This window comes from Bradyrhizobium sp. UFLA05-89, assembly GCF_059803475.1.
On record NZ_JBANBA010000061.1, the window covers coordinates 36,966 to 55,833 of the forward strand.

The 18,868-nt window shown below is 64.1% G+C and carries 16 protein-coding genes and 2 pseudogenes; 6 read left to right on the forward strand and 12 right to left on the reverse strand.

Annotation, left to right across the window (positions count from 1 at the left end):
- Positions 1-32: 32 nt before the first annotated feature.
- Positions 33-1,220: a pyridoxal-phosphate-dependent aminotransferase family protein gene (locus SO139_RS27285; protein WP_449379731.1), complete on the forward strand. Its 1,188-nt coding sequence runs from the start codon at positions 33-35 to the stop codon at positions 1,218-1,220.
- A gap of 269 nt (positions 1,221-1,489) precedes the next feature.
- Positions 1,490-3,589, forward strand: a complete 2,100-nt coding sequence (locus SO139_RS27290) for a S9 family peptidase (RefSeq protein WP_498540963.1) — start codon at positions 1,490-1,492, stop codon at positions 3,587-3,589.
- An 84-nt stretch (positions 3,590-3,673) separates the two neighbouring features.
- Here the strand turns inward: SO139_RS27290 and SO139_RS27295 are convergent, their stop codons facing one another.
- The 6 genes from SO139_RS27295 to SO139_RS27320 form a co-directional block, all read right to left on the reverse strand.
- Complete coding sequence (locus tag SO139_RS27295) at positions 3,674-4,765, reverse strand: SMP-30/gluconolactonase/LRE family protein (protein ID WP_498540964.1); 1,092 nt, start codon at positions 4,763-4,765, stop codon at positions 3,674-3,676.
- A gap of 194 nt (positions 4,766-4,959) precedes the next feature.
- Positions 4,960-5,679: a ribonuclease activity regulator RraA gene (locus SO139_RS27300; RefSeq protein ID WP_498540965.1), complete on the reverse strand. Its 720-nt coding sequence runs from the start codon at positions 5,677-5,679 to the stop codon at positions 4,960-4,962.
- A gap of 131 nt (positions 5,680-5,810) precedes the next feature.
- Positions 5,811-7,547 (reverse strand): L-arabinonate dehydratase, encoded by a 1,737-nt coding sequence (araD, locus tag SO139_RS27305; protein WP_449384166.1) that lies wholly within the window; start codon positions 7,545-7,547, stop codon positions 5,811-5,813.
- Positions 7,544-8,407, reverse strand: a complete 864-nt coding sequence (locus tag SO139_RS27310) for an ABC transporter permease (protein ID WP_449384165.1) — start codon at positions 8,405-8,407, stop codon at positions 7,544-7,546. The genes araD and SO139_RS27310 overlap by 4 nt, the downstream gene beginning before the upstream one ends.
- Before the next feature lie 11 nt (positions 8,408-8,418).
- Positions 8,419-9,180, reverse strand: coding sequence for an ABC transporter ATP-binding protein (locus SO139_RS27315; protein ID WP_449384164.1), 762 nt, complete (start codon positions 9,178-9,180; stop codon positions 8,419-8,421).
- Positions 9,181-9,184: 4 nt separating this feature from the next.
- A complete protein-coding gene (locus SO139_RS27320; protein WP_449384163.1) occupies positions 9,185-10,216 on the reverse strand; it encodes an ABC transporter substrate-binding protein in 1,032 nt (343 codons plus the stop codon).
- A gap of 93 nt (positions 10,217-10,309) precedes the next feature.
- Between SO139_RS27320 and SO139_RS27325 the strand changes: the two genes are divergently transcribed.
- From SO139_RS27325 to SO139_RS27335, 3 genes are all read left to right on the forward strand, one after another.
- Entirely contained in the window at positions 10,310-11,026 is a 717-nt protein-coding gene (locus SO139_RS27325) for a GntR family transcriptional regulator (RefSeq protein WP_498540966.1), read from the forward strand.
- 193 nt (positions 11,027-11,219) lie between these two features.
- Positions 11,220-11,639, forward strand: a complete 420-nt coding sequence (locus tag SO139_RS27330) for a response regulator (RefSeq protein ID WP_449384161.1) — start codon at positions 11,220-11,222, stop codon at positions 11,637-11,639.
- Positions 11,617-15,213: a PAS domain S-box protein gene (locus SO139_RS27335; RefSeq protein ID WP_498540967.1), complete on the forward strand. Its 3,597-nt coding sequence runs from the start codon at positions 11,617-11,619 to the stop codon at positions 15,211-15,213. Before SO139_RS27330 ends, SO139_RS27335 begins: the two co-directional genes overlap by 23 nt.
- 166 nt (positions 15,214-15,379) lie before the next feature.
- Here SO139_RS27335 and SO139_RS27340 read toward each other — a convergent pair whose 3' ends face one another.
- A complete protein-coding gene (locus SO139_RS27340) occupies positions 15,380-16,015 on the reverse strand; it encodes a response regulator transcription factor (protein ID WP_449384159.1) in 636 nt (211 codons plus the stop codon).
- A 152-nt stretch (positions 16,016-16,167) separates the two neighbouring features.
- Between SO139_RS27340 and SO139_RS27345 the strand changes: the two genes are divergently transcribed.
- Entirely contained in the window at positions 16,168-16,500 is a 333-nt protein-coding gene (locus SO139_RS27345) for a hypothetical protein (protein WP_498540968.1), read from the forward strand.
- A gap of 11 nt (positions 16,501-16,511) precedes the next feature.
- Here SO139_RS27345 and SO139_RS27350 read toward each other — a convergent pair whose 3' ends face one another.
- The 5 genes and pseudogenes from SO139_RS27350 to SO139_RS27370 form a co-directional block, all read right to left on the reverse strand.
- The gene (locus SO139_RS27350) at positions 16,512-17,015 is read right to left on the reverse strand and encodes a response regulator (protein WP_498540969.1); all 504 of its coding nucleotides are present in this window, start codon (positions 17,013-17,015) and stop codon (positions 16,512-16,514) included.
- 143 nt (positions 17,016-17,158) lie between these two features.
- Positions 17,159-17,398: pseudogene (locus tag SO139_RS27355) on the reverse strand (PilZ domain-containing protein); the annotation flags it as partial.
- A gap of 19 nt (positions 17,399-17,417) precedes the next feature.
- Positions 17,418-18,302, reverse strand: a complete 885-nt coding sequence (locus SO139_RS27360) for a CheR family methyltransferase (protein WP_498540970.1) — start codon at positions 18,300-18,302, stop codon at positions 17,418-17,420.
- A gap of 46 nt (positions 18,303-18,348) precedes the next feature.
- Complete coding sequence (locus SO139_RS27365) at positions 18,349-18,735, reverse strand: response regulator (RefSeq protein WP_449384155.1); 387 nt, start codon at positions 18,733-18,735, stop codon at positions 18,349-18,351.
- Positions 18,736-18,765: 30 nt separating this feature from the next.
- Positions 18,766-18,868, reverse strand: a pseudogene (locus SO139_RS27370) (chemotaxis protein CheW); the annotation flags it as partial.

An 18,868-nucleotide genomic window follows, 5' to 3' on the forward strand; every position in this document is an offset into this window, starting at 1 on the left:
AGATCGTCTTCATCACATAAGGAAGAACAACAATGACCGTTCGCGCGGGCCGGGAATTTCTGGCCATCCCCGGGCCCACCACGATGCCCGACGAGGTGCTGCGGGCGATGCATCGTCCGGCGATCGACATCTATTCCAAGCAGATGACCGACCTGACCGAGAGCCTGATCAGCGATCTTTCAAAACTGTTCGCGACCAAGGGCAAATCCTACATCTACATCGCCAATGGCCACGGCGCCTGGGAAGCCGTGCTCAGCAACGTGCTGTCGCGCGGCGACAAGCTTTTGGTGCTGGAAAGCGGCCGCTTCGCGATCGGCTGGGGCCACGCGGCATCCCTGATGGGCGCCGAGGTCGAGGTGCTCAGGGGTGACTGGCGCCGCGCAGTGCGGCCGCACGAGGTCGAGGAGCGCCTGCGCCGTGACAAGGAGCACAAGATCAAGGCCGTCGTCGTCGTGCAGGTCGATACCGCCTCGGGCGTACAGAACGACATCGAGGCGATCGGCAAGGCGATCAAGGCGAGCGGCCATCCCGCGCTGTACATGGTCGACACCGTGGCTTCGCTCGGCTGCATGCCGTTCGAGATGGACAAATGGGGCATCGACGTCGCGATGTCCGGCTCGCAGAAGGGCCTGATGACGCCGCCCGGGCTCGGCTTCGTCGCGGCGAATGATCGCGCGCTCGAGGCGCACAAGAAGGCGAACATGGCGACGCCCTATTGGAGCTGGAGCGAGCGCGAAGGCACCGAGCATTATCGCAAATATGCGGGCACCGCGCCGGTGCATCTGTTGTTCGCGCTGCGCCAGGCGATCGACCTCTTGCACGAGGAGGGCCTCGAGAACGCATTCCGTCGGCATAGTCTGCTCGGCGAAGCCGCGCGGCGCGCGGTCGCGATGTGGTCGGAGGGCCAGGTGCTCGGCTTCAACATTCTGGAGAACAGCGAGCGTTCCAACACGGTGACGACCGTGACCGTGGGCAACGGTCATGATCCCGCGGTGCTGCAGCGCTATTGCAAGGACAAATGCGGCGTGGTGCTCGGCACCGGCATCGGCGATCTCTCCGGCCAGGCCTTCCGCATCGCCCATATGGGCCACGTCAACGCACCGATGCTGCTCGGCACGCTCGGCGTGATCGAGGTGGGCCTCAACGCACTGAAGATCCCGCACGGCAAGGGCGGGCTCGAGGCCGCGGTCGCCTATCTCGGCGAGCAGGTCGGGGTGTAGGCTTGGGTTAGGCTTGGGCGTAAGCCAAACACTCCAATGTCGTCCCGGCGAAGGCCGGGACCCGGTACCACAGGATGTGGTTGGGCGAAGACTCGGGGTTACCAGCTCGTGCGACGACTTCTCCCTGGGGGTATGGGTCCCGGCCTTCGCGGGGACGACGGCGGAGTTTGACGCGACCTTCCAGCCCCACAGCCGCATTGAGCTTCTTTAAATCCCCCACTTTCGCTCCGATATAAAGGCAGGACACGCCCCCTGACGCGAGGATCGACTTGACCAAAACCGCCAGCCCCACCAAGCCCCCCGTCGCGCCGCAGCGGCCGCATTCGTTCACCCGACACGGCATCACCGTGAGCGACGACTATGCCTGGCTGAAGGATGCGAAATGGCAGGAGGTGCTGCGCGATCCCCAGGTGCTCGATCCCGACATCCGCAAATATCTCGATGAAGAGAACGTCTATACCGAGAGCCTGCTCGGCCATACTGCGCCCTTGCAGAAGACGCTTGTGCGCGAGATGCGCTCCCGGATCAAGGAAGATGATTCCAGCGTGCCCTCACCGGACGGCCCGTTCGCCTACTTCCGCAAGTTTCGCGAAGGCGGACAGCATGAGCTGTTCGGCCGCCTGCCGCGCAATGGCGGCGACAGCGACATCGTGCTCGACGGCGATGCGCTCGCAAAGGACCACAAATACTTCAGGTTCGGCGGCAGCCGGCATTCGCCCGATCACAAGCTGCAGGCCTGGACAGCCGACACCAAGGGCTCCGAGTATTTTTCGATCCGCGTGCGCGATTGGGCGACGGGAAAAGATCTCGACGACCTCGTCGAGGAAACCGATGGCGGCGTGGTCTGGAGCAAGGACGCCAAAAACTTCTTCTATGTGAAGCTCGACGACAATCACCGACCGATGCAGGTGTGGCGGCACCGGCTCGGCACGAAGCAGGCCGACGATTTCCTGGTCTATGAGGAGCAGGACTCCGGCTGGTTCACCCATCTGCACGAGAGCACCAGTGGACGTTTCTGCGTGATCGCCGGCGGCGACCACGAGACCTCCGAGCAGCGGCTGATCGATCTTGCCAATCCCGACGCACCGCCGCGACTGGTTGCGGCGCGCGAGGAGGGCGTACAGTATTCGCTCGCCGATCGCGGCGATGAGCTCTTCATCCTCACCAATGCCGATGATGCCATCGACTTCAAGATCGTCACCGCACCGCTCGCGACATCGGAGCGAAAGAACTGGCGCGATCTGATTCCGTATCGTCCGGGCATCTACATCATCGATATTGATCTCTATGCCGGCCACCTGGTGCGGCTGGAGCGCGCCAACGCGCTGCCGGCGATCGTGATCCGCGATCTCGGCAACAGCGAAGAGCACGCCATCGCCTTCGACGAAGCCGCCTATTCGCTCGACACGATGGGCTCCTACGAGTTCGAGACGACGAACTTGCGCTTCTCCTATTCGTCGATGACGACGCCGTCGGAAGTCTATGACTACGACATGGCCAGGCGCTCACGTGTCCTGCGCAAGCGCCAGGAGATTCCTAGCGGTCACAATGCGGCCGACTACGTCACCACCCGCATCATGGCGAAGGCCGATGACGGCGCCGAGGTGCCGGTCTCGATCGTGTATCGACGCGGCCTTGCGCTCGACGGCACGGCGCCGCTGCTGCTCTACGGTTACGGCTCCTACGGCGCGGCGATGCCGGCCTCCTTCAACACCAACCGCCTGTCGCTGGTCGACCGCGGCTTCGTCTACGCCATCGCGCATATCCGCGGCGGCGCCGACAAGGGCTGGGGCTGGTATCTCGACGGCAAGCGCGAGAAGAAGACCAACACGTTCGACGACTTCGCCGCGAGCGCACGCGCGCTGATCGCGGCAAGGTACACGAGCGCAAGGCGCATCATTGGTCACGGCGGCTCGGCCGGCGGTATGCTGATGGGTGCGGTCGCAAACCGCGCCGGCGAACTGTTCGCAGGTATCGTCGCGGAGGTGCCGTTCGTCGACGTGCTCAACACCATGCTCGACGACACGCTGCCGCTGACGCCGCCGGAATGGCCGGAATGGGGCAACCCGATCGAGAGCGAGAAGGATTTTCGTACCATCCTGTCCTACTCGCCCTACGACAACGTTGCGGCGAAGGACTATCCGGCGATCCTGGCGATGGGCGGCTTGACCGATCCGCGCGTCACTTACTGGGAGCCCGCCAAATGGATCGCGCGCCTGCGCGCCACCATGAGCGGCGGTGGCCCGGTCCTGCTCCGCACCAACATGGGCGCGGGCCACGGCGGCGCATCGGGGCGCTTCGACCGGCTGGATGAAGTCGCGATCGTCTACGCGTTTGCACTGTGGGCGGCGGGGATGGCGGAGGCATAGGCCTCGCTGCCTCCCCGTCGCCGTCCTGGCGAAAGCCAGGACGACATTGGAGATTAAGGCGCAAGCTACCGCCACATAGTTCCCTTACACCGCCCCGTGCGCCTCCACGTAGAGCGCGTAGATGGAGTGACAGCTTGCCATATAGAGGCGGTTGTTCTTGGGACCGCCGAAGCAGAGATTCTCACAGCGCTCGGGCAGCTTGATGAAGGCGAGCGGCTTTCCTTCCGCATTGAACACCATCACGCCGTCGAGATCCTCGGACTTGCCCTTGAGCTGGTAGACCTTGCGGCCGCCCACGTCGTTGGGCTCAGACTGCAACGCGCCGTTCGAGCCCCAGCCGCACCACAGATTGCCGTCGCGGTCGACGCGAAAACCGTCGAGCGAGCCCTGGTCGGCGGCGTCGATCAGCTTGGTCTTGCCGCCAAGGCTGCCGTCGTCGCCGACATCGTAGCTCCAGATGCTGCGGTTGGGCGTGCCCTTCCATTCGACGATGTAGAGCTTCTTCTCGTCCGGCGAGAACGCCAGGCCATTCGGATTGACCAGATCGGTGAGGACGGCGGTGAGCTTGCCGTCCTTGGCAATGCGATAGACGTTGGTGGTGGCCTGCTCTGGCTTTTCCTTCTTGCCTTCCCACTCGCCATTGATGCCGAACGTCGGATCGGTGAACCAGATGCTGTCGTCGGATTTCACCACGATGTCGTTCGGCGCGTTCAGCCGCTTGCCCTCGAACTTGTCGGCCAGCACCGTGATCTTGCCGTCCTTCTCGGTGCGGGTGATGCGGCGGGTGACGGAGTGCTCGCAGGTGACCAGGCGCCCCTGGCGATCACGTGCATTGCCGTTGGCGTAGTTGGCATTGCTGCGGAAGACGCTGGTCTGCCCGGTCTTCTCGTCGAACTTCATGATCCGGTTGTTGGGAATGTCCGAGAACAGGAGATAGCCGCCCTCCGGGAAATAGGCCGGCCCCTCGGCCCAGCGCATGCCGGTCGCGACCTGCTCGATCGTCGAGGAATAGAGCCGGTATTTCGCAAAGCCCGGATCGAGGATCTGCACGGCGGGATCCGGATAGCGCTGGTTCGGCGAGAACGGGAAAGACTGCGCGCCCGCGGTGCGCGCCAGCAGCGTGGAAGCCGCCGCTGCACCAGCACCGGCCAAGAGATCGCGTCGTGACAGATTCATTGAGGTTTCCTTCCTGATTGGCTCTGAACCGACCGTTATGACGGCCGGCCCGTGTGACGATGTGGTTGATGCGGACTAAAGCGCGATGAGGATCGTCATCGCGCTTCAGGTCGTTGTTTGAGCATGATCTCCGCACAAACGCGTTCCGCGTTTGTCGCGAGGGAAAACCGCGTCACACTTTTCCGGATCATGCTCTAACGGCCGTTCGCCTTGCGCCAGGCCGCGAAGTCGGTGAGTGTCTGCGGGTCGGTGGCCGGATAGAGCCCGAAGATACCATGGCCCTTGCCGACTTCTTCCGTGACGAAGTCCTCGAACGCGGTCATCTCGAACGTCTCGTTGGCAATCTCATCGGCGAGATGCGCGGGAATGACGATCACGCCATCAGCATCACCGAGGATGACGTCGCCGGGAAACACCGGCGCGTCGCCGCAGCCGATCGGGACGTTAATCTCGATCGCCTGGTGCAGCGTGAGGTTGGTCGGCGCGCTCGGGCGGTGATGGAAGGCCGGGAAGCCGAGCTTGGCGATCTCGGCGGAATCACGAAAGCCGCCGTCGGTGACGACACCGGCGACGCCGCGCTTCATCAATCGCGTCACCAGGATCGCGCCGGCGGATGCGGCGCGCGCGTCCTTGCGGCTGTCCATCACCAGCACGGCCCCGGGCGGGCAATCCTCCACCGCCTTGCGCTGCGGGTGGGAGCGGTCCTTGAACACATCGATGGTGTTGAGATCCTCGCGCGCCGGCATGTAGCGCAGCGTGAAGGCCTCGCCGACCATGGTCGGCTGATCGGGGCTCAAGGGGTGCACATCCTGGATCATCTGGATGCGCAGGCCACGCTTGAACAGCGCGGTGGCGACGGTGGCGGTGGAGACCGACTTGAGCTTGTTGCGGGTGGCGTCGCTGAGTTTTGTCATTTTGTTCTCACTCTCTCTTTCGTCATTCCGGGGCGCGCGAAGCGCGAACCCGGAATCCATCGGGCCGCAAACGCTGCGGAGCAATGGGTTCCGGGTTCGATGCTTCGCATCGCCCCGGAACGACGGGCGGATCAATAAATCGACGGCTCGCCGATCGGTGCGCCGAAACCGGTCTCCAGGAAATCAAAGTCGCAGCCGTCATTGGCCTGCTTGATGTGTTTGGTGAACATCCAGCCATAGCCGCGCTCGAAGCGGCGCTCGGGCTGCTTCCATTCCGCGCGGCGTTTGGCGAGCTCGGCCTCCGGCACATCCAGATTGATGGTGCGCGCGGCGACGTCGAGCGTGATGCGGTCGCCGTTCCTCACCAGCGCGAGCGGGCCGCCGACATAAGACTCCGGCGCGACGTGCAAGATACAGGCGCCATAGCTGGTGCCGCTCATGCGCGCGTCCGAGACGCGCACCATGTCGCGCACGCCCTGCTTCACGAGTTTCGTCGGGATCGGCAGCATGCCCCATTCCGGCATGCCCGGCCCGCCCTGGGGCCCCGCGTTGCGCAGGATGAGGATATGATCCTCGGTGACGTCGAGGTCGGGATCGTCAACCGCCTTCTTCATGGACGGATAGTCATCGAACACCAGCGCCGGCCCGGTGTGCTTGAGGAAGCGCGGCGCGCAAGCGCTCGGCTTGATCACGCAGCCGTCCGGCGCAAGATTGCCCTTGAGCACGGCGAGCGCGCCCTCTTTGTAGATGGGATTGTCGACTGGGCGGATGACATCATCATTGTGGACCTCAGCGCCGGTGATGTTCTCGCCAAGCGTTTTCCCGGTGACCGTGACGCAATCCAGATGCAGGTGCTGCTTGATCTGCTCCATCAGAGCCGGCAGGCCGCCGGCGTAGAAGAAATCTTCCATCAGATAAGCATCGCCGCTCGGTCGCACGTTGGCGATCACGGGTACCTTGCGGCTGGCCTTCTCAAAGTCATCGAGGCCGATGTCCTGGCCGGCGCGGCGCGCCTGCGCGATCAGGTGGATGATCGCATTGGTCGAGCAGCCCATCGCCATCGCAACCGCAATCGCGTTCTCGAACGCCTTTCGCGTCTGGATCGTCTTCGGCGTCAAATCCTCCCAGACCATCTCGACGATGCGGCGTCCGCATTCGGAGGCCATGCGGATGTGGTTGGCGTCAGCGGCGGGGATCGAGGAGGCGCCGGGCAGCGTCATGCCGATCGCTTCCGCAATCGCGGTCATGGTCGAGGCCGTGCCCATGGTCATGCAGGTACCGTAGCTGCGGGCGATACCGGCTTCGATATCGACCCAGTCCTTGTCGGAGATCTTTCCGGCGCGCCGCTCGTCCCAGTACTTCCAGCCGTCGGAGCCCGAGCCCAGCGTCTTGCCCTTCCAGTTGCCGCGCAGCATGGGACCTGCCGGCAGATAGATCGCGGGGATGTTCATCGAGGTGGCGCCCAACAGCAGCGCTGGCGTGGTCTTGTCGCAGCCGCCCATCAGCACGACGCCGTCGACGGGATGGCTGCGCAGCAGCTCCTCCGCGTCCATCGCCAGCAGGTTGCGGTAGAGCATCGTGGTCGGCTTCAGCAGCGATTCCGACAGCGACAGCGCCGGCAACTCGATCGGCAGACCGCCGGCCATCAGGATGCCGCGCTTGACGTCGTCGACGCGCGACTTGAAGTGCATGTGGCAGGGCTGCGCGTCCGACCATGTATTGAGGATGGCAATGATCGGCCGGTCCTTCCACTCCTCCGGCGCGTAGCCCATCTGCATGGTGCGCGAGCGATGGCCGAACGAACGGAGGTCATCAGGGGCGAACCAGCGCGCGCTGCGGAGCTGATCGGGCGTCTTTTTCTTGGTCATGATTGGGTACCCCATTTCTGGACGGTATTCCGCTCGATGGCGCGGAAGATCAGGTTCTCGACAAAGAGCCCGATGATAATGACGGTCAAGAGGCCTGCGAAGACCGCGGGGATGTCGAGCAGGTTGCGATTCTCGAAGATGAACCAGCCGAGGCCGCCCTGCCCCGAGGACACGCCGAACACCAGCTCGGCCGCGATCAGCGTGCGCCAGGCGAAGGCCCAGCCGATCTTCAGTCCCGTGAGGATCGAGCCGAATGCGGCCGGGATCAGGATCTTTGCGACATAAGGCAATCCGCGCAGGCCGTAATTGCGCCCGACCATGCGCAGCGTGTTGGACACGCTCTTGAAGCCGGAGTGAGTATTGAGCGCAACCGGCCACAGCACCGAATGGATCAGCACGAAGACGAGGCTGCCATTGCCGAGCCCGAACCAGATCAGCGCCAAGGGCAACAACGCGATCGCCGGCAGCGGGTTGAACATTGCCGTCACCGTCTCCAGGAAATCGGTGCCGATACGGGTCGAGATCGCGAGCACGGTGAAGATGGCGGCGAGCGCGATGCCCGCCGAATACCCCATGAACAGCACCTTGAGCGAAGTCCAGGCGCGCAGCGGAATGGTACCGTCTTTGACGCGCTCGAACAGCGTGGCAATGGTGTCGTGCAGCGTCGGGAATAGCAGGGGGTTATCGAGATAAACGCCGTAAGCTTCCCAGATTGCGGCCAGGAACAGGATGATGACGGCCTTGCGGATGAAGCCGTCGTTCCACAACAGCTCAAGGGCGTTCAGCTTGCGCTCGACTTCCCCGGCACTGACGGCGTCCGCAGCCGATGCGGCTCGCAGCAGAATTCTCGCTTCGCTCATGACCGGCTCCCTCAATGTGCCGTTGCCGCGGACGAGAATAGGAGATCATGAATCTCCTTCTCCAGCCGCCCGGCGCTGCCATCGTCGGTGGAGACGCGGTCGACATCGACGACCTCCGCCTTGACGCGTCCGGGATGCGGCGACAGCAGCAGGATGCGGTTGCCGATCCGGATCGCCTCCGCGATCGAATGGGTGACGAACAGCACGGTGAATTTGGTCTCGCTCCAGAGCTGGAGCAATTCGTCCTGGCAGGTTCGCCGCGTCAGCGCATCGAGCGCCGCGAAAGGCTCGTCCATCAGCAGAATGTCCGGCTCCATCGCCATGCCGCGGGCGATGGCGACGCGCTGCTTCATGCCGCCGGAGAGCGTGTGCGGATAGGCATCGACCACGCGGGTCAGCCCGACCTTCTCGATATAGGCTCGCGCACGCGCCTCGGCCTCCTTGCGCGGCAGCCGCCGTGCGGTCAGGAGCGGAAACATCACGTTGGCGAGCACGGTCTTCCAGGGCAGGAGCTGGTCGAACTCCTGGAAGATCATCATCCGGTCCGCGCCGGGACCGACGATATCGCGTCCCTGGATCGCCATCCGCCCTTCGCTCGGAATCATGTAGCCGCCGACTGCCTTGAGCAGAGTCGACTTGCCGCAGCCGGACGGTCCGAGCAGCACGAAGCGATCGGACTTGTCGACGGTGAAAGAGACCTTTTCGGTCGCGGTGACGACGGCGCTCGAGGTCTTGTAGCGCAGCGTCACCCCGCTGACATCGAGAAGCGCCATGGGCTCAGCTGCCCTTCAGATCGTGCGCAACGGGGAGATAATAGTCCGTCCACGCCTTCGGCTGGGTCTTCAGCGTTCCGGTCTTGAACAGGTGGGCGGCGAACTTCATCGTGCCCTGCGGTTCGAGATTCCATTCCATCATGCCGGGCTGCTTGAGCAGATCCAGCAGCTCCTCGACCGAGGTCTTGTCGCCGGTGACCTCCTTGTAGATCTCGACCGCTTGCCTGGTGTCGCTGCGGATCAGGTCCTGCGCTTCCTTGGTCGCGTCGCGCACGGCCTGGATGATCTTTGGATTGGCGTCGGCAAATTTTGTGGTGGTGAAGAACTGCGCCTGGCTCAGAGGTCCGCCCATCACGTCGGGTGAATTCAGCACCACATGCGCGCCCGGCACGTTCTTCAGCTCGAGGAAGCTGAACGGCGGAATCGAGAAGTGACTGTGCACCTCGTGCTTGGGATTGACGAGCGCGGCATAGGCGTCGGGGTGACCGAGCTGCACCGTGTTGGCATCGAGCTTCGACCACTGATCGGCGCCAAAGGCTTCGGCAGCTGCGATCTGCAACACGATGGCCTGGGTCGAGACCTTCACCGTCGGGACCGCGATCTTGTCGGTCGGGCCAAAATCCTTGATCGACTTGATATTGGGATCCCTGCTGATCAGCGTCATCGGCTGCGCCGAGGTGGCGACGATGCCCTTCACACCACCGCGGGTGCGATCCCACAGCAGCAGGAGATTGCCGGTGCCGGTGTTGAGGATGTCGACGCCGCCCGCGAGCAGAGCGTCGGTCTGCGCGCCGCCGCCGGAAAAGGTGATCCATTTGGTGGTAACGCCTGATACGCCGAGCGAAGCCGCATGCTTCTCGATCAGCTTCTGCTTTTCCATGATGTGGCTCGGCATGTAGAAGATGCCGGGCTGGCGCGACAGCGCGACCTCGGACTTCTGCTGCGCTCTCGCGGGGGCCGCCGATACGGCCAGAGTGGCGCTTACGGCGACGATCAGGGCGACGGCAACGAAGCCATGCTGGAACTGCTTGATCATTGTTGTTCGTTTCCTCCGGCCGGCATTGACGAGCGGCGCTACTGATGCACTAATGCATTAGTGCATCAAAGGCAAGCGCGCGGAGCCGCCGCCATGGAAGTGCCCCATACCGCGCCTCGCGCGGCGACCCGTCCCGGCGCGCGGCTCGACCGCGCCCGGCAGGCCGCCCCACAGGTGTTCGAGCGGCTGCGCAATGCGATCCTGTCCCTTGATCTGCCGCCGGGCTCGCCGCTGTCGCGCGCCGCTCTCGCCGCGCAATTCGGCGTCAGCTCGACGCCGATCCGCGACGCATTGATGCGGCTTGAGGAAGAAGGGCTCGTCGACGTGTTTCCGCAGCACGCGACGGTGGTCAGCCGGGTCGATGTCGGCCGCGCCCAGCAGGCGCATTTCCTGCGCCAGGCGCTGGAGCTCGAGATCGTGCGGCTGCTCGCGGAGAACCATGACGAATCCCTGATCATCCGCCTCGACCACGCGATCGCGCTCCAGCAGCAATTCGCCAAGGGCGGAGATTTCGAGAGCTTCATCGCTGGCGACAATGATTTCCACGCCCAGCTCTACACGGCCGCGGGGAAGCAGGAGCTCTGGACGCTGGTGCGCAGCCGCAGCGGACATATCGACCGTTTGCGGCGGCTGCACCTGCCCTCCCCCGGCAAGGCCCAGAACATCGTGCGGCACCACAGATTGATCACCCGCGCGATCGAGGCCGGCGACGCCGTTGCCGCGCAGCAGCACTTGCGTACGCATCTGTCAGGCACGCTCAGCGAGCTCGACAGGATCCGGGCGCGTTATCCGGAATATCTGAGCGACTAGGCGCGGTACAGCCACCGGCTGTAACATGGTAGGCTTACAAGCGCGCATATGGGTAGCTCTCGTCCGAGCCGCGCCACAGGACACATTCCATCGTCGCGAAGTGCTTGCAGGTTACGCGGAATCCGCGCAACAATTTCCCAGTCCCTGCTTCGACCGACATGGTCGACCTGGACCAGGCTCGGGGGACTGGAACTTGGCCAACATCCTGATCGTGGATGACGATCCGGCCGTGCAGATGACGATCCGGCTGCTGCTGGAGAGGGCTGGTCACCGCGTAACGGTCGCCGGCGACGGCCGCCAGGGCCTTGCACTGTTCGAGGCAGGTCAGTTCGAGCTGTTGTTCCTGGATATTTTCATGCCCGGAATGGATGGACTGGAGACGATGCGGCACATCCGGGCGCGAGCGCCGGCGGTGCCGATCATCGTGATTTCCGGCCGGTCGGCCGCGCCCGACGCCTACGCCGAGCCGGACTTCCTGAAGATGGCGACGAGGCTCGGCGCAGTGGCGAGCTTGCCCAAGCCGTTCCGCCCCGGGGCGCTGCTTGCGGCCGTCGACGATTGCCTCCAGGCGAGGAAGCCAAGGACTCCTGATGCCAGCACCAGCGGCAGATGATGAGGGCAGCGGTTCTGCGACGCACCAGGACAAGCCGAACCGTGCCCGAAACCGCGAGACGCGCGACATGACGCTGGCGACGCGGCTCGCTATCGCCATGACTCTGCTGGTTGCGGTGACCGTGGCTGCGGTGGGCTGGCTGAGCTCCTCGAGCGTCGAGCAGGCCGTTCTGCCGCGGGTGATCGATCGGCTCGAGACCCACTCGCGGCTGCTGGCATCCGACATCGAAGGCTACGTCGCCGGCGCGCGCGGCGATATCGCCAGCTACCGCGCGGCAGCCGCACTCAACGGCCTGATCCGCGCGCATATTGCGGGCGGGACCGACACGCAGGATGGCGTGTCCGAGAAAACCTGGCGCGACCGCCTCGCGGCGCGCCTTGCCGCCGAGATCGATTCCAAGCCGGCTTACGCGCAGTTTCGTATTATCGGTGTCGAGGAGAGCGAGCCGGAGCTGGTCCGGGTGGACCGAACCGGCCCCGGCGGCTCGGCGCGGGTTGCTCCGAATGACGAGCTCCAACGCAAGGGTGAACGCACCTACTTCCAGGACACGATTCGTCTTCCCCCGGGCGAGCTCTACGTCTCGCAACTCGAACCGGCGAGTGATCGGGGCGGCACGACGACAGCCCACACACCGACGCTGCGCGTGGCCTCTGCGCTGTTCACGCCGGACGGCAAGCCGTTCGGAATCATCCTCGTCAATGTCGATATGCGTCCGGCGCTGGAGCGTCTCCGTTCGCTGGTCCGCCCGGGCGAGCAGCTCTACGTCGTGAATGCGCGCGGCGACTATATCGTGCATCCCGACCGCAGCCGCGAGTTCGGCCTTGCGCGCGGCGAGCCCAACAATTGGGTGAAGGATTTTCCCTATTTTGCGGGTCTGATCGGGGCCAGCAAGGGTGCTGGCCAAGTCGTCAGGGATGCGCGAGGCCGGGTTGGCGGCGCAGCTTTCGCGCCGGCGCTACTAGCCGGCAAAGAGTGGCTCGGAATCATCGAGATTGCCCCCAACACGACTTTCGCCCGTTTCGCCGCGGCGATCCAGAACACGACGTTGTCGGTCGGCTTGATTGCGGTGCTTGGCGCAGCCGCGTTGGCGCTCCTCCTCGCGAGAACCCTGACACGGCCGGTCGTGCAACTGACGCGCGCCGTCGAGACCGTCGGCCGAGGCGGCGAGATCGCCATTCCGGTCGATGCGCCGGGCGAAACCGGCGCACTCGCACGGGCCTTCGCGCGCATGGTAGCGGAGGTGCAGGCCAAGACCGCGGCTCTCGAACGCGAGGTCCGCGAGCACCGCCGCACTGAGGCCGCGCGAAGCCATCATGCCGCGCGCGAGCGCCTGTTCAATGCTGCGGTCGAATCCTCCGACGATGCAATCGTCATGCAGTCGCTCGACGCCATCATCACCGGCTGGAATCCCGCGGCGGAACGGCTCTATGGCTATTCGGCGGACGAGGCGATCGGCAAGCACACCTCGATCATCGTGCCTCCCGACCGCCGCGAGCAGGGCAAGGATTATCTGCGACGGATCGCACGCGGCGAGCCGATCGAGCGCTTCGAGACGGTGCGCCTGCGCAAGGACGGCACCCCTGTCGAGATCGCGCTCAGCCTGTCGCCGATCAAGGGTCCTGGCGGCGAGATCATCGGCGCGTCCGGATCGGCTCGTGACATCACCGAAGCCAGACGCACCGAGCGGGCGCTACAGCAACAGCTTGAGGAACGCCGGCGGATCTTCGACGCCTCGCAGGACCTGATCATGATCATGGATGCGAGGGGCTATGTCGCCCAGATCAGTCCGAGCTCCGAAGCCATCCTCGGATATCGGCCGCAGGAGATGGTCGGCCGCAGCGGCGCCGACTTCATCCATCCCGATCATCTGGAGCGGTCACGCGAGGATATGCGGGCCTTGCGGCGCGGCGAACGGCCGAAGCTCGCCGACACTCGCTGCCTCCACAAGGACGGGCACGAGGTCTGGCTCTCCTGGCTCGGGACCTGGTCTGCCGAGATGAAGCGCTTCTATTTCGTCGGGCGCGACATGACCGAAGCCCGGCTTGCACAGGAATCGCTACGGGAAAGCGAGCAGCTCGCCCGCAACATCATCGAGACATCGCTCGACGCCTTCGTCCAGACCGACGAGAACGGCACCATCCTGGCCTGGAACTCGCAGGCAGAAAAGCTGTTCGGCTGGTCGCGTGACCAGGCACTGGGCAGGAACAACATCGACCTGATCGTCGCCGAGAGCGAGCGCGAAACGATCAAGGCCGGTCTGCAACGCTTCGTGACCTCGGGAGACGGCACGCTCCTCGAGCGCCGGCGCGAGATGATGGTCCGCCGCCGAGACGGCAAGGAGTTCGAGGCCGAGCTGAGCGTCACCGCGCTGAACCGTCGCGAAGGACTGCTGTTCAATGTCTTTTACCGCGACCTCACCGACAAGATCGCGGCCGAGGAACGTATCCGCCACGCCGAGAAGATGGAGGCGGTCGGACAGCTCACCGGCGGCGTGGCGCACGACTTCAACAACATCCTCACCGTCATTACCGGGACGATCGAGATTTTGGCGGAAGCAGTCGAGAAGGAGCCGCAGCTTGCCGCCATCACCAAGATGATCGACGAGGCCGCAGCGCGCGGCGCCGAGCTGACCCAGCACCTGCTCGCCTTTGCGCGCAAGCAGCCGCTGCAACCGCGCGAGATCGACGTCAATTCGTTGATCGTCGACACGGCCAAGCTGCTGCGCCCGACGCTGGGCGAGCAGATCCAGATCGAATCCGTGTTCGAGGCGGAAGGCTGCGTGGCGATCGTCGATCCCAACCAGCTCACCACCGCCCTTCTAAATCTGGCGCTCAATGCCCGCGACGCCATGCCGAACGGCGGCAAGCTGATCCTGGAGACGGGAGCTGCCTATCTCGACGAGGTCTACGCCAACATCAACGACATCCGCCCCGGTCACTACGTGCTGATCGCGGTCAGCGACACCGGCGCCGGCATTCCGGCAAAGCTCCTGGACCGGGTGTTCGATCCCTTCTTCACCTCGAAGGGACCCGGCAAGGGCACCGGGCTCGGCCTCTCCATGGTCTATGGCTTCATCAAGCAATCCGCCGGCCATATCAGGATCTACAGCGAAGAGGGACACGGCACCACGATCAAGATGTACCTGCCGCCCGGCGTGACGGCGACTGCGAGCAGCGAGGGCGTGACGCCGGCCACGATCGAGGGCGGAGACGAGACGATCTTGGTGGTCGAGGACGACCGCCTGGTGCGCGACTATGTGTTGGCGCAGCTGCACTCGCTGGGCTACGCGACGTTGCAGGCGGCCAATGCGGCTGACGCGCTGGCAATCGTCGCGGCCGGAAAGCCGTTCGACCTCCTGTTCACCGACGTGATCATGCCGGGCAAGATGAACGGCCGGCAGCTTGCCAACGAAATCCTGAAGACCAGGCCAGATCTCAAAGTGGTCTACACATCAGGCTATACCGAGAACGCGATCATCCATCACGGACGATTGGACTCCGGCGTGCTGCTGCTCGCCAAGCCGTACCGCAAGTCGGATCTCGCAAGGATTTTACGCAAGGCGCTGGGCGGCTGAGGTAAGCGTTTCGCGCTTTCTCTCGTGTCCCGGACGCACTGCAGCGCGCCAGCGCTGCTGTGCAGAGCCGGGACCCACAACGCTTGCTCTAAACTGGAGAGATGGGCACAGCTCAGCAGCGCATCACTGCGTGACGCGCTGCGTCCGGGGCACGAGAGAGGATCGTCTACGACGCGCGTTGCGCGGCCGTCATCACGATGCGGATCAGATCGGCCGCGTTCCGGGCACCGAGCTTCTTCATGATGTTGGCGCGATGGTCCTCGATGGTGCGCGGACTGATCCCGAGCGTGCGGCCGGCTTCCTTGTTGGAGGCGCCCGCGGCGAACTGCTCGAGCACCTCGCGCTCACGCCGGGTCAGGGGCTCGCGTCCGGGAAAGTGGAGCTGACCGAACTTGGGCGAGGCGCTCTCCGCCTGCCGACGTGCATACGCCCCAATTGCCTCGTCGAGCCGGTTGACGATCTCGCTGCCGCGGAACGGCTTCTCGATGAAGTCGAGTGCGCCGTTCTTGATGGCGCTGACCGCCATCGAGATATCGCCCTGCCCGGAGATCATGAAGATCGGCGCGGGATAATCCTCGCCGTGCAATTCTCTCAAAATGTCGAGGCCCGACTTGCCGGGAATGTGGACGTCGAGCAGGATCGCGGCGGGCGTGCGGTTTCGCGCGACCGCGAGCAGCGCGGCGCCGTCGGCAAAACAGATCACCTCATAGCCCGCCGCCTTCAACACCATCGACAGGGTGTCGCGAACGGCAGGGTCGTCGTCGACCACAAAGATCTCGCCACGGGAGGTTTTTTCGGCCATGTGCCACGTCCATCCGGCATGAGAAGACTTGTGTCCGCGCCAAGCGTTTTGGCGATCGGCACGGATTCGGCCCACCCCGCATTTGTACGGGACATGAAGTTAACGCACAAGTAGCGGCGTAGTGCCTAATGGCTGGGGGACGGAGAATATCCATGCAAAATTTTGCTGGCACCGATCCGCGTGTCGCGGCGGCCATTTCCGACAGCCGTCAGTTGATCGCGGCCGATCTTCGCTCTTTGATCGCGCAGATCGAGACCAGCATACGCCGGATCGAGGCCGCGATCACGCTGGTTGACGCCTGCGATCCGCCGGGTTCCATCGACGTCTTCGTGCTGGACGACGTCACGCCCCGCTACGCCACGGCGAGCGCGGCGCTCGGCGCCTGCTGGGTCGGTCTCGACGTCGCCTTAAAATCGCTCTCTGATTCCGGCAGATTGGCTGAAACCACGACCGCAGCGGCGGGGCAGCCGCGCCTGATCGGCTGAGTCCGCGCGTCTTAGGCGCGGTGACGCTCCACGATTGCATCGGTGGCGACGCCGCCCCAGGTATGCATCGTCGGCAGACCCATCGCGGTCTTGCCGAGATTGGCGAGGCTGATACGGAGCGCCGCGAGATCCAGCGGCTTCGGCAGGCTCTGCAGTTCGATCCCCACGGAGCGGGCAAAGTGGCGGGCGGCACTGCGGCGCCGGGCATCCATGCCGCTGATGACAATCACGGAGCCCGCGAATTTCGCCTCCGACATCACGCGCAGCACCTCGATGCCGTCGCCGTCCTCCAGCACGAGATCGAGCGTCACACAGTCGAAGCGCCCGGCGCGAAGCTTGCTGATCGCCTCCGAAACAGAGGACGCCACGGTCACCTCATGGCCAGCATGCTTGGCTGCGACCGTGATCAGGCTGCGCTGCGTGGCATCGTCATCGACGACCAGAAGCTGCAGCGGGCGCCGTTCGCCGGCATCAGACAGGTTTGACGGGAGAGAGGAGAAGGAGCTTCTTGGCATCACCGGATCCTGCGATTGAGACCGGCAATTCATACAGCGCACGCGCTTAGGCCGCGTAAAATGGAGGCCGCGAATTCAATCGGATGTTTTGAGCAAATCCGACACAACGCGTTAAGAAAGCGAGCAAGAGGCCGCTGCCGTGCTCAGACTATTGCGTCATGACCCGCGGCGGCGCGCTTCTTCTTGTTCTTGCCGCGCAGGAACTGGATGTCCATTTCCGCGCCGTTGACGCGCACCAACTCGCAACGGCGATAGGCAAGGCCCGTCGAGGACAACAGGAGAAAAAATTCCTTGAGGTTCAGACCCTGGATCGAGCCTTCGACCGTGAGGATGGCATCGGTGTCGGAAATCGCGTTGAGCTTGCAATCGCGACGCCACGTTCCGCACCCTTGCCATCCTCGCTCATGCGCGCAGCCCTGCCATCGCAGCGGTCCTCGGAGGCGCCGCAGCGATCACGGGCCTTGCGCCGGCGCTGCGTGCGTCATTGGGCTTGTAGAGGCCGCGCCGTTCCGGAACCGGACGGAAGCTGTCGGTCAGCCCGACCACGGTTTCCGCCGCCCCGAGCACCAGGAAGCCGTCGCCCTCGACCTGACGCGCGAGGCGGTTGAAGATGTTGATCTTGGTCTCCTGGTCGAAATAGATCAGCACGTTGCGGCAGAAGATCACATCGAAGGTGCCGAGCTGGGAGAAGTCGTGCAGCAGGTTGAGCTGCCGATGCTGGATCATGGCCCGCAGCTCGGGATTGATCTGCCAGGTCTCGCCGGTCTGCTTGAAATATTTGACCAGGAGCTGGATGGGCAGGCCGCGTTGCACCTCGAACTGGCTGTAGATGCCCGCCTTGGATTTCTCCAAAACCTCCTGCGACAGGTCGGTGGCGATGATCTCGACCCGCCAGCCGGTGAGCGCCGCGCCCATCTCCTTCAGGCTCATCGCCAGCGAATAGGGCTCTTGCCCGGTCGAACCGGCGGCGCACCAGATGCGCACGCTCCGGCGCGCCGCGCGCGCCTTCAGCACCTCCGGCATGATCGTATCGCGGAAATGATCGAACGGGACCTTGTCGCGGAAGAAGAAGGTCTCGTTGGTGGTCATCGCTTCGACCACGCTGGTGATCAGCGCGCTCGAACCAGCTTGCAGTTTCTGGACGAGCTCGCCGATGCCGGAGAGTCCGGCCTTGCGCGCGAGCGGCAATAGCCGGCTCTCGATCAGATATTGCTTGTCGGCAGACAGGTCGAGACCGGAATGGTCTCTCAGGAACTTCCGCAGATACTCGTACTCGGGCGGGGTCACAGGGCAGCCTCTTTCAGGATTACCGGAACACTCAAGCCAGGAAGGCTTAGGCAAAGGCTTGTCCGACCGGGATCAAGCCGACTTCAGCGAACTTGTCGGCGATGATGTCCTTGTCGAACGGCTTCATGATGTACTCGTTGGCGCCGCCGCTGAGCGCCTGGGCGATGTGGGCGACGTTGTTCTCGGTGGTGCAGAACACCACCTTGGGCCGGTCGCCGCCGGGCAAGCGGCGCATGTGGCCCATGAATTCGAAGCCGTCCATGACCGGCATGTTCCAGTCGAGCAGCACGGCATCGGGTAGCTTCTGCTGGCAGATCTCCAGCGCCCTCGAGCCGTCCTCGGCTTCTGTGACTTCGAATTCCAGGCCTTCCAGGATGCGGCGCGCGATCTTGCGCACGACGCTGGAATCATCGACGACCAAACATGTCTTCATTTTTATTCTCCGGCTTCGATGTTGTTGGGCTCACGCAGCCATTTGCACTTTGGTTTCGAGTTCGAGGACGCGATCGACGTCGAGGACGACCATGAGCTGGCCGTCGAGACGGTGGACGCCGCCGGCGAGCTTG